The sequence below is a fragment of the Nocardia fodinahabitans genome, from assembly GCF_052983615.1.
Window position 1 is genome coordinate 1,261,712 of record NZ_JBRJJC010000001.1, and the last position, 13,188, is coordinate 1,274,899.

Here is a 13,188-nt window from a genome sequence, read left to right on the forward strand (position 1 = left end):
GCGGGCCGCACGAGCTGGGCCGTACGTCCGTGTGAGTAGCTCAGAGCGGAACACTACCCTACGCTAAGTTACTCGTGGGTAACCTACATGCGCAAGGGGTTCGGAACCGATCCCTGAGTCCTGTGGGAACCCGCGGTACCAGTAACGTCGGAGAAATGAGCGAGGCTGTGATCCCTGCCGCACCTGTGGCCGCCACACATGAACCACTGCCGCTGACCGGTGAGCGGACCGTGCCCGGTATCGCCGAGGAGAACTACTGGTTCCGTCGGCACGAGATCGCCTATGCCCGCCTGCTCGACCGGTGCACCGGCAAGACCGTGCTCGAGGCGGGTTCGGGCGAGGGCTACGGCGCCGACATGATCGCCGGCGTGGCCGCGCGTGTCGTCGGCGTGGACTACGACGACGGCGCCGTCGCGCACGTGCGCGCGCGCTACCCGCGGGTCGAGATGATCCAGGGCAATCTCGCCGAGCTGCCGCTCGACGACGAATCCGTCGATGTCGTGGTGAATTTCCAGGTCATCGAGCACCTCTGGGACCAGGCGCAGTTCCTGCGCGAATGCCTGCGCGTGCTGCGCCCGGGCGGGCAGCTGCTGATCAGCACCCCGAACCGGATCACCTTCTCCCCCGGTCGCGACACCCCGCTCAACCCGTTCCACACCCGCGAACTCAACGCGGCCGAGCTGACCGAACTGCTGGTCGAGGCCGGGTTCACGGTCTCGGAGATGCTCGGCGTGCACCACGGCGCGAGCCTGAAAGCGCTGGACGCCAAGCACGGTGGGTCGTTCATCGACGCCCAGATCGAGCGCGCGCTGGCCGGTGAGCCGTGGCCGGCCGACCTGACCGCCGACGTCGCGGCCGTCACCATCGACGATTTCGACCTGCGGGCTGGCGAGATCGACGCGAGCCTGGACCTGGTCGCGATCGCCGAAAAGGCACGGCGTTGACCGATTCCCGCTCCGCCCGGTCCGGCTCCGTGCCGGGCCAGTTCACGCTCGTTCTGCATTCCCACCTGCCCTGGCTGGCCCATCACGGCCGCTGGCCGGTCGGCGAGGAATGGCTCTACCAGTCCTGGGCCGCCTCGTACCTGCCCGTGGTCCGGGTACTGAAAAACCTTGCGGCCGAGGGCCGTACACACCTGCTGAGCCTGGGTATCACCCCGGTGCTGGCCGCTCAGCTCGACGATCCGCACTGCCTGGCGGGCATGCACCACTGGCTGGGCAACTGGCAGCTGCGCGCCGACGAGGCGTCGATGTCGGGCAATGTGGCGCTGGGCCGGCACGAACATCGGCTCGCCGCAACGGCATTGACCGAGTTCGAGCGGGACTGGCGGCACGGCAGCGCGCCGGTGTGGCGCTCGCTCATCGACGCCGACGCGATCGAACTGCTCGGTGGTCCGCTGGCCCACCCGTTCCAGCCGCTGCTCGACGAGCGGCTGCGGCAGTTCCAGCTCACCGAGGGCCTGGCCGACGCGCGGCTGCGCTGGGGCACCACCCCCACCGGCATCTGGGCGCCCGAGTGCGGCTACACCCCCGGAATGGAGCGTAACTACGACGCCGCGGGTGTGACGCATTTCATGGTCGACGGCCCGTCGCTGCGCGGCGACACCACCCTCGGCAGGCCGGTCCGCGACGCCGACGTGCTCGCGTTCGGCCGCGATCTCCAGGTGAGCTACCGGGTCTGGTCGCCGAAACAGGGCTACCCGGGCCAGAGCGCCTACCGCGATTTCCACCACTACGACCACGCGACCGGTCTCAAACCGTCCCGGGTGACCGGCAAGACCGTCGCCGGTCCTGACAAGGCCCCTTACGATCCGGAACTCGCCGCCACCGCCATCACCCGCGATGTCGCCGACTTCGTCGAGACCGTGCGCGCCCGGCTGATCGAGGAGTCCGCGCGGATCGGCAGGCCCGCCCTCGTGGTGGCCGCGTTCGACACCGAACTGTTCGGCCACTGGTGGCACGAGGGCCCCGCCTGGCTCGAGCAGGTGCTGCGCGCACTGCCCGAAGCGGGCGTCACCGTCGGCACCCTCGCCGACGCCCGTGACAACGGCTTCGTGGGCGAACCCGTGCAGCTCAACGACTCGTCGTGGGGTTCCGGCAAGGACTGGCGGGTATGGGCGGGCGATCAGGTCGCCGACCTCGTCGAGCTCAACGCCGACATCGTGCGGCTGGCGCTGGACACCCTCGACAAGGTCGGCCGGGGCGGTTCGCTGCGCGATCCGGTCGCCGATCAGTTGCTCCGGGAGGCGATTCTCACCGTCTCCAGCGACTGGGCCTTCATGGTCTCCAAGGACTCCGCCGCCGGGTACGCCCGCGATCGGGCGCACGAGCACGCGCACGCGGTGCGCGAACTCGCCGAGGCCATCGGGGCCGGCCAGTTCGCCAAAGCGGCCCGTCTCGCGGCAGGATGGAACCTGGCCGACGGATTCTTCCCAGGTCTGGACGCGCGGCGGTTGCCGACCGCTGTCCCGTCGGCCGCCGCTGAAGGATTCGCATGAAGATTTTGATGGTGTCGTGGGAGTACCCGCCGGTCGTGGTCGGGGGGCTCGGTCGACATGTCCATCACCTGGCGGTGGAGCTGGCCGCGGCCGGTCACGAGGTCGTGGTGCTGGCGCGCAGGCCGACGGGCACCGACTCGGTCACCCACCCCACGCACTCCTACATCGCCGACGGCGTGCTCGTCGTCGCGGTGGCCGAGGACCCGCCCTGCTTCGACTTCGGCGAGGACATGCTCGCCTGGACCCTGGCGATGGGGCACGCGATGGTCCGCGCCGGCGTCGCCCTGGGCAAGCCGGGTGTCGGCGAGGGGTGGACGCCTGATGTCGTGCACGCGCACGACTGGCTGGTCGCGCACCCGTCCATCGCGCTGGCCGAGTACTACGACGTGCCGCTGGTGGCCACCATCCACGCCACCGAGGCCGGTCGCCACAGTGGCTGGGTGTCGGGGCGGGTCAACAAGCAGGTCCATTCGGTCGAGTGGTGGCTGACCAACGAGGCCGATCAGCTGATCACCTGCTCGACCTCCATGCAGGACGAGGTGGAACGCCTCTACGGGCCCGAGCTCGCGCCGATCACGGTGATCCGCAACGGCATCGATGTCGGCGCGTGGACCTTCCGGCCGCGCGCGCCGCGCTCCGGGCCGCCGAAGCTGCTCTACGTGGGCAGGCTCGAATACGAGAAGGGCGTGCAGGACGCGATCGCGGCGCTGCCCCGCATCCGCCGCGCCCACCCCGGGACCACCCTCACCGTCGCCGGTGTCGGCACCCAGTTCGACTGGCTGCGGGAGCGGGCGCGCGTGCATCGCGTCGCCAGGGCGGTGCAGTTCGTCGGCAGTCTCGGGCACTCCGAGCTGCTGGGCTGGCTGCACGGCGCGGACGCCATCGTGCTGCCGAGCCGGTACGAGCCGTTCGGGATCGTCGCTCTGGAAGCGGCCGCCGCGGGTGTCCCGCTGATCGCCTCCACCGCGGGTGGACTCGGCGAGGCCGTCATCGACGGTGTCACCGGCGCCTCCTTCGAACCGGCCGACGTGGACGGCATCGTCGACGCGGCCCGCGCCGTCCTCGACGATCCGGCCACCGCGCAGGACCGCGCCTACAACGCCCGCGAACGGCTCACCGCCGACTTCGCCTGGGACGTGGTCGCCGCGGAGACCGCGCAGGTCTACTCGGCGGCCAAGCGCCGGGTGCGCACCTCGCTGGGCCGCCCCGACATCGTGGAACGGCCGCTGCCGGAGCGCGACCCGAAGTAGGACGCGGTGCTCGTCGCGCGGCCGTTCCCGGGTCGCGCGCCGAGTTCGAGTTCACCCACAACGCATGACGCCGGGGTCGCGACCCGGCTCTACCGTCGCTGGTGGCCGACCACCACGACGAAGGAGCCGACCCATGTCTGAGCAGGCGGCGTTCTCAGGCTGGGGGGATGCCGTTGGTGTGGTAGCGGGTGGCGGCGTTCCAGAGGAAGAAGCTGTTGATGCCGGTGTCGTGGGTGGCGTCGATCTGGGCTCGGAGTTCGGCGTCGCCGTAGGGGACGCCGAGGCTGAAGTCCTGGAGCCAGGGGATGACTGTCGCGCCGGTGCCCGCGGTGCTCGTCTGGAAGTCGTGGAGGGAACGGGCGATGATGTCGTAGGGCTGGGCGTTGGGGTTGGCTACGCCGTATTCGCCGGAGTTCCAGTGTGAGGGGTAGAGCATGGGGGCGACGAAGTCGACGCTGCGGGCCATGCGGGGGATGTCCTGGGCGATCTCGTCGGGGCGGGTGGCGGCGATGCCGTAGACCGCGGCGCTCAGGTGGGCGCCGGCGAGGTGGACCGGGTAGCGGCTCTCGGCGAGGAATCCGGCGACCGCGTCGGTGGGGGTACCGGTGAGTCCGGCGAAACGCATGCTGGTCAGGCTGCCGTCGGGGCGGCGGACGTAGTCGTACATGATGCCGTCGAAGCCGAGCTGGGCGGCTTCCACCGCCAGATCGATGGTGTAGCGGCGGATGTCGGGATGAGCGACATTGGTGAAGGCGATCGGGCCGTAGTGGCTGGAATAGGGCTGCCCGGACTGGTTCTGGATCACCCAGTCGGGTCTGTCGTTGTGCCAGGCCCACGCCGCCACCGTCGGATCGCGGAAGGCGACGATGCGCCCGACCACCTGCAGGCCCAGCTCGTGCAGCTGCCGCAGGGCCGACGGCGCATCGTAGATGGCGGCGACGGCACCGGATTCGCGGGCCAGCGGGACCTGGGAGTCGTAGCCGACGACGCCGTCCTCGTCCTTGATATCGAGCTGCACGGTATCGATGCGGCCTTCGCGAGCGAGGTCGAGGACGGCCTCGCGCAACCCCTCGTGCGACCAGGCATGCGCGGTGACATGCACCGCCCGCATGCGCGGCAGCGCGACCGCCGTGACAGCGATGCCGCTGCTCCGATTACCGGCGGCGTCCACCGCGACGACCTCGACGGCGGGCGCCCACGGCACCGAGATCTCGAACGAGCCGTCCGCGGCGGGTGTCACCGTGTCGGTGCCGATCGACACGCGCACGGCATCGATGGCCTTGCCGCGCACCACGACCGGCGCGCGATAGGACCGCGCGAGCTCGGGTGGTGCCACCTCGAGGACCGGTGGCACGGTATCGGCCGACGGCTCCGAATCGGACCTGCTCAGCGCGAATCCCGCCACCAGAGCCACGATGACCACCGCGAGGACAGCACCCGAGGCGATCGTCGCCCACCGCCGCCGATCGCCCGACTGGATCCGCAATCCCAACGCCCGCACCAACTTCCACTACCGTTCGCCAGGCCACTATGGCGCAGTCGCACGGGCTGTCTGCGGGTTATCGCAAGATCGAGGGAAAACCTCGGCCGCCGCGTAATATCGCCGCGATGACCGGCGGTTCGAATGTTGTCCTTCGACTAGCGCCTGCGCTCCTGCTGATCGCGGCGCTCACCGCCTGCGCGACACCGGAAGCACCGGCTCCCGCCGCTCCGCCACCCACGACCGCGGCGAAACCCGCACCGCCGAATCCGGCCGAGATCGCCGCCAACGAACTGGGATTCGTCCCGGTGCTGATGTACCACCAGATCACCCCGAACCCGGCCGGGGAATACGACCAGACCCCCGCGGAGTTCCGGGACGAGCTGGAACGGCTGTATCGCGAGGGCTACCGCCCGGTGACGGCGGCGCAGTACGTCGCCGGCGACCTCGACCTGCCCGCCGGCACCCACCCGGTCGTGCTCACCTTCGACGATTCCACCGGCAGCCAGATCGCGTTCACCGACAGCGGCGCCGTGGCTCCCGACAGCGCCGCGGGCATCCTCACCGAATTCGGCGCCCGCTACCCGGATTTCCGGCCGGTCGCCACCTTCTACGTCAACAACGAGCCGTTCGGCGCCGACCCACGGGCGCTGCCGTGGCTGGCGGCCAACGGCCACGAGATCGGCGCGCACACCGCCGATCACGCGAATCTCGCGAACCTCGACGCCGACGGTGTGCAACGCCAACTGGCGCAGAACGTGCGCGCGGTACGCGCGGCCGCGCCGGGAGTCACCGTGCGCACCATGGCCCTACCGCTGGGCATCTCTCCGCGCGATCACGCGCTGGCCGCCGCGGGCAGCTGGGACGGGACCGGCTACCGCTTCGACGCCGTCATGCTGGTCGGTTCGAACCCCGCCCCCGCACCGTACGGCGCGATCGACCCCGGCGGCGTGCCGCGCATCCGATCCGGCCGGGGCGCGGTCCCGTTCGATTCGGGCTACTGGCTGGACTGGCTGGCCGCCCACCCGGAGCAGCGCTACACCGCCGACGGCGACCCGGCCCGCATCTCCTTCCCCCGCCACCTCGCGGCGGAGGCCGGCGCGCGCTGGGCCGACCGGATCAACCCGTACTGACGTCTGGTCAGACGTCGGGGGTGAAGGTGAAGATCTCGCCGACGCGGGTGGCGACGACGACCTCGCCCTCCGGTCCGACGGAGGTGCCGGTGGTGGTGCCGGTGGCGCCGGGCAGCGCATCGGAGTCGATGGTGTTGCCGGTGGCGGTGTCGAAGGTGATCAGGCTCAGCCCCGCGCCGATGGCGGCGACGGTATAGCCGACGCCACCCGCGGTTCCGGCGGGGGTGCCGCGCAGGGCGAGGTCCTTGCGTTCCCAGGCCGGCTCGGCGCGCTCGCCCCGGTCGTGCACGGCCATCAGGTAACCGTCGTCGCCGGCGGGGATGATCAGGTCGTCCACGACGGAGATGCCGCCGCTGGGCGTCCAGCCGAGCGCGTGGGTCCAGCGGGTGCTGCCGTCCTCGGCGTTCACGGCGATCAGGCGGCCGCTGTTGTCGCCGACGTAGACGGTGGCGCCGTCGCCGGAGAGGGTGGGGCTGGTGGCGCTGCCACCGGTGAGCATGTCGGCGCTCCACTCCTGGACGACCTTGCCGTCGGCGTAGCGCATCGACCGCAGCGAGGCCACCGACTTGCCCGGCTCCCACACGGTGACGAAGAACCGGCCCGAATCGGGGTCGACTGCGGTGGTGTTGGCGACCGCGCAGCGCGGGCCGCCGGTCTGGCAATCGCTCAGGCCGTCGCCGGAGGCCGGGCGGGTCAGGCCGGGCAGTTGCAGGAAGTCGGGCTCGCCGAGCAGCTGCAGCGTCGGCACCTCGCGGCCGCCGGTCTGGCGGCTCAGGATGTCGACCTGGCCGGACTGGGTCACCGTCAGCACCCGGCCGTCACCGGTGAACTGGATCGCCACCGGGACACCGGCCACCGGCGTGCGCCAGCGGGGCTGACCGAGGTAGTTGAAGGAGTTCACCGCGCCGTCGTCACCGACGTAGACATTGCTGACGCCGTCGACCACGGTCGGCGCCTCGATCGTCGACGGGCCGAGCGGGTTGCAGAAGCGCTTGCGGCCGGTGCGCATCTGGAAGGAGAAGATCGCGCAGTTGCCGGTGCTCGAGGTGACGAACATCTGACCCTCGGAGCCGATCGTCAACGGCTGGGCGATCGGACCGCCCACCGGACGTGACCAGCTCAGCGTCATCGCCTCCGCGCCCGTCACCGGGCTCGCCCCGCCGTTGCGGCCGTCGTGATGAGCTGCGGGCCAGCCCTTTCCGCCGCCGACGGTGATGTCGTCCACATCGGTGCCGCATCCTGCCAGCGCCACCACACCGGCGGCAGCGAGCGAGGCCGCGACACGAGTCCGAGTTCGCACCTGCTGATCTCCCTGTGTAATCGAGCCGATGATCGGGGTATCGCACGGTAGGCGTGCGCTCCGAAAGTACTCTGTGTAACCGACGACCGAATCCCCGGGGCTGGCCCGGTGCGATCACGACGGGAGAGTACTTCGTGACGAGCATGTGGGGCGCGCCGCTGAGCGCGCGCTGGCGTGGTTCCCGCCGCCGCGATCCGCAGCAGGCGCGGTTCCTGACCAAGGACTCGCTGCGCTGGGTACTCGCCAACCGCGCTTACACCCCGTGGTACCTGGTGCGCTACTACCGGCTGGCCAAGTTCCGGCTGACCAACCCGCACATCGTGCTGCGCGGGATGGTGTTCCTCGGCCGCAATGTGGAGATCCACGCGACGCCGGAATTCGCCCGCATGGAGATCGGCCGCTGGGTGCACATCGGTGACGGCAACGCCATCCGGTGCCACGAGGGTTCGCTGCGCATCGGCGACAAGGTGGTGTTCGGCAAGGACAACGTCGTCAACACCTACCTCGACATCGAGATCGGCGAGTCGACGCTGGTCGCCGACTGGTGCTACATCTGCGACTTCGACCACAAGATGGACGACATCACCCTGCCCATCAAGGACCAGGGCATCGTCAAGAGCCCGGTGCGGATCGGCCCCGACACCTGGATCGCGGCGAAGGTGACCGTGCTGCGCGACACCCGCGTCGGCCGTGGCTGTGTGCTCGGCGCGCACGCGGTGGTCCGCGGTGACGTCCCGGACTTCAGCATCGCCGTCGGCGCGCCGGCCAAGGTGGTCAAGAACCGCAAGGTCGCCTGGGACGCGAGCGCCGAGGAGCGCGAGGCCTACCTGGCCGCGCTGGCCGATATCGAGCGCAAGAAGAACGCCGCCGCCCAGGCGTAACCCGTCGTCGCAGCGCGCCGGGCGGCGCGCTGCGATGGTGTGTGTCGGTGGCGGTCGGTACGGTCGGGTCCGTGGAGAGCTATGCGGCACTGCTGCGGGGGATCATGCCGACCAACCCGAACATGCGCAACGAGAAGTTGCGCGGGGTGCTCGAAGGGCTCGGGTTCGACAAGGTCGCCTCGGTACTCACGAGCGGCAATCTGGTGTTCCGCACCGGCGACGACCCGGCCGACCTCGAGGACCGCGTCCAGGAGGCGCTGGCGGCCGAGCTCGGCATTCCCGGCGGAACGATCATCCGCAGTCACCGCGTGCTGCGCGAGCTGCTCGATCGCGACCCGTTCGACGGGCTCCCGCACGAGCGCGGCTCGTATCTGACAGTCACCTTCTTCAAGCACGAGATGCGCGAGGCCGAGCTGTCCTCGTTCGACGACGATCCGCTGACCCGCGTCATCGGCTACGACCGCGACGCCCGCGCGTTCCTCACCGTCATCGACAACAGCACCGGCGCGACGCCCGACTTCATGGCCCGCCTGGAGAAGACCTACGGCAAGGACATCACCACCCGCACCTGGCTCACGGTGCAGCGGGTGGTGAAGAAGATCGAGGGCTAGCGCGTCGCGGCGACCGCGGTGCAGAGGAAGACGACGCCCGCCCGGCCGATGCGGGTGACGACCAGGGTGTACGGGACCGAACCGCGCAGTTTCAGCTTCCTGCGCAGGGCGTCGGGGTCGATATCGATGCCGCGGACCAGGATCTCGAGCGACCCGCAGTCGCGCCGCGACAGTTCCTGGCGCAGCGTCTTCTCGCGCAGTTCGAAGCGATCGTCGATGCGGAAGCCGCGCATGCCCGCCGGGACCGTGTCGCCGGTGAGGTAGGCGATCTGCGGATCGAGCTGCCAGAGGCCGTGTTTCGCGGCGTAGTGGCGGACCAGGCCCGCCCGCACGATCGCGCCGTCGGGGTCGACGATCCACTCGCCCGGCGCGCGCTCGGGGATGTCGTCGGGGTCGGTGTCGGTGAGTGTGGTCGCGCTGCCCCGGGAATCGAGGACGGTGGCGCGACGGGTGACGCCGGGTTCGGTCAGCCCGGGCGACCACAGACAGGCTTCGCGGACCGCGCCGTCCAGGGACACGATCTCCACCTCGCCCGCCCAGCCGAGCCGGTCGAAGTCCAGGCCGGGCGCGGACTTCACCGCGATGTCGCGGCCCGCGTACGCGGCCAGCAGATCGGGTAGTGGGGGCTGGAGTTTCGCGGGGTCGTAAGTACGGCGGCCGTCCGCGCGGCGGGCCGGATCGGCGATGATCACGGTGTCCCGCGACGTCGGGGTGAGGGCATCAGCCCTCGCCAGCACGATGTTTCGCCCCCGCGTCGACAGATTGTGGGCGGCCATCGCCAGCCGCACCTCGTCGAGATCGCTGCCGATCACCGCCGGGCACACGGCCGACAACTCGGCCAGTTCCGCCCCGATCGAACAGGTGACGTCGTGCACGGCCCGGCCGGCCAGCCGGGCCGCCCGGTGCCGGGCGACCAGCGCGGGCGTCGCCTGCTGCAACGCGTCGTCGGTGAACAGCCAGTCGGCGGCCCCGGGCAGCTTCACCGCGGCCTTGCGCCGCAACCGCACCGTCTCGATCAGCGCGGCGGTCCGGTCCGGATACGAGCGACGCACCCGCTCGATATCGCGCAGGTGCGTCGCCGGGGTCAGCTCCAGCCGGTCGACCTCGGCGAGCGCGGCGGATCCCGCCGCGCTGCCCAGGAAGGCGACATCGTCGCGGCCGAAGCGGTAACCCACTTACTTCCCGGCCGCGCCCGGCTTCACGCCGGTGATCATCGCGTTGTAGAAGAACTGGCGCGGGACGACCTTGCGCAGCACGTTCTCGTCGAGCCAGCTCAGGCCCAGCCAGGCGCGGTACTGCGCCATGCGGTAGGTCACGGTCAGCTTCTCGTCGGGCACGGCGGCCTCGAAGGTGCGCACCGGCCAGCCCCAGAGCGCGGCGGCGAACTCCTCGGTGGTGGCCTTCACGTCGACGGCACCGGCCGACTTCGCCATCTTCTCGAGATCGCTCGGGTCGAAGGTGTGCAGGTCGACGACGGCCTCGAGCGCGGCGGCGCGGGAGGACTCGTCCAGCTCGGTCTGCGGACGACGCCAGCCGGACAGGAACGGCAGCTTGGTGACCTCGGTGGTCACCTTCCAGGTGGCCTGGCCGAGCCTGCGTGCGTAGAGGTTGCCGATGGTGGTCGGCTCACCGGCGAAGACGAAACGGCCGCCCGGCTTGAGCACGCGCAGGCACTCCTTCAGGGCCAGCTCCACGTCCGGGATGTGGTGCAGCACGGCGTGGCCGCAGACCAGGTCGAAGGTGTCGTCGTCGTACGGGATGGTCTCGGCGTCGGCGACGCGGCCGTCGACATCCAGGCCCAGGTGCTCGGCGTTGCGCAGCGCGACCTTCACCATGCCGGGCGAGAGGTCGGTGACCGAACCCTTCTTCGCGATGCCGCCCTGCATCAGGTTCAGCAGGAAGAACCCCGTGCCGCAGCCGAGCTCGAGCGCCCGTTCATAGGGCAGCGGGGCGGGGCCGACCGCGAGGTCGAACCGGCCGCGGGCATACGCGATACAGCGTTCGTCATAGGAGATCGACCACTTGTCGTCGTACGTCTCCGCTTCCCAGTCGTGATACAGGACCTGGGCGAGCTTGGTGTCCTTCAGCGCTGCTTCGACCTCGGCCTCGGTGGCGTGCGGGTTCGGCGCCGGGTCATCGGGGTGAACCGTCATAACCGCCAAGAGTAATAGGAGACCCGCGGCCCGCCGCTCCGGGTACTCGGCCGGGGCTGTGCGCACGGTGCTTCGGGCGCCGGGCATGCGGTTCTCACCATGTCGGTAGGAGGTGGCTGGGGAGTTACCCAGGTGCTCGCGAGATCACCGATCGCGAAGTTAACGATGGTTCCGGGCGAGTTGCTACCGTCCGGTGAAGGTCGCGCTGTTCGGTCCGTCGGCGGCGAAGGTCCCGGTGCCGGTGCGCGCGTCGTCGGTGTCGAACAACGCCGACCACTCGGTGACGGCGGCGGAATGCCCGTGCGGGCCCGCTTCGAAGACGGCCTTGGCGGCGGCCAGTGCCCGCGGCGCGGCCGTGACGAACTGCTCGGCCCAACGGCGCGCGGCGTCGAGCACATGGTCGGGCGCGACGACCTCGTCGACCAGACCGAGCTTCGCGGCTTCCTCGGCGTCGACGAAACGACCGGTGTAGACGAGGTCCTTGGCGCGGCTCGCGCCGATCAGCAGCGACAGCTTGCGGATGCCGGCGAGCGGGATCAGCCCGGCCTTGATCTGCGGCAGGCCGAGCTTGACGTTGTCGCCGATGATCCGGTGGTCGGCGCCCAGCGCGAGCTCGAGGCCGGCGCCGAGGCAGTAGCCGGTGATCGCGGCGACAGTCGGCTGCGGCACCTTGGTGAGGCAGCCGAGCGCCGCCTGCAGATCCGCCGCCATCGCGGCGGCCTGCCCGGCGTCGAGCTCGGCGAGCTCGGTCATCTCGTCGCCCGCGCTGAAGACCCGCTCGTCGCCGTAGACGATGAGCGCGGCCACGCCGGGGTGTTGGGCCACCGTCTCGGCCGCCGCGGCGACCTCACGGGCCAGCTGGGCATCGACCAGGTTCAGCGGCGGACGATCGATGCGCAGCAGCGCGACGCCGCGAGCGGACGGGTCGGCGGGCAGCTCGAGGGTGACGAATTCGGCCATGCGGCCAACCTACCGGCCGCCCAGTGCACCCAGCTGCGGCAGCTCCGCGAAATACCGGCCGTTGTCCGGGAAGTCGGTCAGCGGCGGGCCTCCGGGATTGGGCGTGTAGTGCGGCATGATCGGGGTGATCGCCCGCTCGGCGGCCAGCACGGCCGCGGTATCGGCGAAACCGCGCAGGCCGTCGAGCTGCGACCACGTCGGCGGCAGCAGGACGTGTTCGCCCGCTCGCCAGCTCGCCAGGGCGTCGCTCGGGGTCGCCCAGACGACCTGGGCGGCCTCGGAGGTGGCGCCGTCGGCGATCTGGCCCTGCGGTAGCACGGCGACGAAGAACCGGGTGTCGTAGCGGCGCGGTTCGGCTTCGGGGGTGATCCAGTTCGACCACGGGCGCAGCAGATCGGCGCGCAGCACCAGACCCTCGGCGGCGAGGAAGTCCGCCAGCGACAGCTCCCGGCGCTCGAGCTTGCCGCGGGCCTCGCGGTAGACCGCGGAGTCGTCGACGACGGTGTCGGCGGTCGGCCCGGCCAGCAGGACGCCGCATTCCTCGAAGGTCTCCCGGACCGCGGCCGCGACCAGTGCCTGCGCGCTCTGCTCGGACGTCGCGAAACGCTCGGCCCACCACGCCGGTGCGGGTCCGGCCCAGGCGATGTCGGCGGTGCCGTCGGCGGCGTCGACGCCACCGCCGGGGAACACTGTCATACCGCCCGCGAAGGCCATCCCGCTGACGCGGCGCTGCAGGAACACCTCGATGCCCGTATCGCCGTCGCGCACCAGCATCACCGTCGACGCGTCGCGCGCGGCTACCCCGGACTCACTCATACCGTTCCTTTCCACCACGTGGCCGACGGTCCGGCGGCCACCGTGGATCGGGCGGGCTCATCGGAGCCGCTCGCGTGCCACCGCGGCCGTCGCATCGGCCTGTCTGC

Annotated in this window: 12 protein-coding genes; 6 read left to right on the top strand and 6 right to left on the bottom strand. The window is 70.7% G+C overall.

Translation table 11 applies throughout. The annotated features are described in order from the left end of the window. Positions 1-155 precede the first annotated feature (155 nt). From NV348_RS06010 to NV348_RS06020, 3 genes are read left to right on the top strand one after another with little or no spacing between them, the layout of a single operon-like run. Positions 156-944: a class I SAM-dependent methyltransferase gene (locus NV348_RS06010; RefSeq protein WP_447146093.1), complete on the top strand. Its 789-nt coding sequence runs from the start codon at positions 156-158 to the stop codon at positions 942-944. Continuing rightward, complete coding sequence (locus NV348_RS06015) at positions 941-2,497, top strand: 1,4-alpha-glucan branching protein domain-containing protein (RefSeq protein WP_447146094.1); 1,557 nt, start codon at positions 941-943, stop codon at positions 2,495-2,497. The genes NV348_RS06010 and NV348_RS06015 overlap by 4 nt, the downstream gene beginning before the upstream one ends. Continuing rightward, positions 2,494-3,747: a glycosyltransferase family 4 protein gene (locus NV348_RS06020; protein ID WP_447146095.1), complete on the top strand. Its 1,254-nt coding sequence runs from the start codon at positions 2,494-2,496 to the stop codon at positions 3,745-3,747. Before NV348_RS06015 ends, NV348_RS06020 begins: the two co-directional genes overlap by 4 nt. Positions 3,748-3,901: 154 nt before the next feature. Here the strand turns inward: NV348_RS06020 and NV348_RS06025 are convergent, their stop codons facing one another. Further along, positions 3,902-5,239: a putative glycoside hydrolase gene (locus NV348_RS06025; RefSeq protein WP_447146096.1), complete on the bottom strand. Its 1,338-nt coding sequence runs from the start codon at positions 5,237-5,239 to the stop codon at positions 3,902-3,904. A gap of 116 nt (positions 5,240-5,355) precedes the next feature. Between NV348_RS06025 and NV348_RS06030 the strand changes: the two genes are divergently transcribed. Further along, positions 5,356-6,360, top strand: a complete 1,005-nt coding sequence (locus tag NV348_RS06030) for a polysaccharide deacetylase family protein (RefSeq protein ID WP_447146097.1) — start codon at positions 5,356-5,358, stop codon at positions 6,358-6,360. Between the two features lie 7 nt (positions 6,361-6,367). On the opposite strand, the gene NV348_RS06035 is transcribed toward NV348_RS06030, so the two are convergent. Further along, a complete protein-coding gene (locus tag NV348_RS06035) occupies positions 6,368-7,660 on the bottom strand; it encodes an outer membrane protein assembly factor BamB family protein (RefSeq protein ID WP_447146098.1) in 1,293 nt (430 codons plus the stop codon). 134 nt (positions 7,661-7,794) lie between these two features. Between NV348_RS06035 and NV348_RS06040 the strand changes: the two genes are divergently transcribed. Together NV348_RS06040 and NV348_RS06045 are read left to right on the top strand one after the other, a co-directional pair. Beyond that, entirely contained in the window at positions 7,795-8,541 is a 747-nt protein-coding gene (locus tag NV348_RS06040) for an acyltransferase (protein ID WP_447146099.1), read from the top strand. A gap of 71 nt (positions 8,542-8,612) precedes the next feature. Continuing rightward, complete coding sequence (locus NV348_RS06045; protein ID WP_447146100.1) at positions 8,613-9,152, top strand: DUF1697 domain-containing protein; 540 nt, start codon at positions 8,613-8,615, stop codon at positions 9,150-9,152. Here NV348_RS06045 and NV348_RS06050 read toward each other — a convergent pair. The 4 genes from NV348_RS06050 to NV348_RS06065 all read right to left on the bottom strand — a co-directional run bounded on the left by NV348_RS06050 (position 9,149) and on the right by NV348_RS06065 (position 13,081). Then, a complete protein-coding gene (locus NV348_RS06050; RefSeq protein ID WP_447146101.1) occupies positions 9,149-10,327 on the bottom strand; it encodes a THUMP-like domain-containing protein in 1,179 nt (392 codons plus the stop codon). The two genes, NV348_RS06045 and NV348_RS06050, sit on opposite strands and share 4 nt — an antisense overlap. Beyond that, positions 10,328-11,305 carry a class I SAM-dependent methyltransferase gene (locus tag NV348_RS06055; protein ID WP_447146102.1) on the bottom strand — a complete coding sequence of 326 codons (978 nt, stop codon included), beginning with the start codon at positions 11,303-11,305 and terminating at the stop codon, positions 10,328-10,330. It lies immediately after the preceding gene. 183 nt (positions 11,306-11,488) lie between these two features. Next, the gene (locus tag NV348_RS06060; RefSeq protein ID WP_447146103.1) at positions 11,489-12,265 is read right to left on the bottom strand and encodes an enoyl-CoA hydratase-related protein; all 777 of its coding nucleotides are present in this window, start codon (positions 12,263-12,265) and stop codon (positions 11,489-11,491) included. A gap of 9 nt (positions 12,266-12,274) precedes the next feature. After that, a complete protein-coding gene (locus NV348_RS06065; protein WP_447146104.1) occupies positions 12,275-13,081 on the bottom strand; it encodes an NUDIX hydrolase in 807 nt (268 codons plus the stop codon). Positions 13,082-13,188 lie beyond the last annotated feature (107 nt).

Excerpts from the sequence above, each read along its gene's own strand:
- NV348_RS06010 (WP_447146093.1), top strand. The coding sequence starts at position 156 with ATGAGCGAGGCTGTGATCCCTGCCGCACCTGTGGCCGCCACACATGAA.
- NV348_RS06030 (WP_447146097.1), top strand. The coding sequence starts at position 5,356 with ATGACCGGCGGTTCGAATGTTGTCCTTCGACTAGCGCCTGCGCTCCTG.
- NV348_RS06060 (WP_447146103.1), bottom strand. The coding sequence starts at position 12,265 with ATGGCCGAATTCGTCACCCTCGAGCTGCCCGCCGACCCGTCCGCTCGC.
- NV348_RS06065 (WP_447146104.1), bottom strand. The coding sequence starts at position 13,081 with ATGAGTGAGTCCGGGGTAGCCGCGCGCGACGCGTCGACGGTGATGCTG.
- NV348_RS06020 (WP_447146095.1), top strand. The coding sequence starts at position 2,494 with ATGAAGATTTTGATGGTGTCGTGGGAGTACCCGCCGGTCGTGGTCGGG.
- NV348_RS06055 (WP_447146102.1), bottom strand. The coding sequence starts at position 11,305 with ATGACGGTTCACCCCGATGACCCGGCGCCGAACCCGCACGCCACCGAG.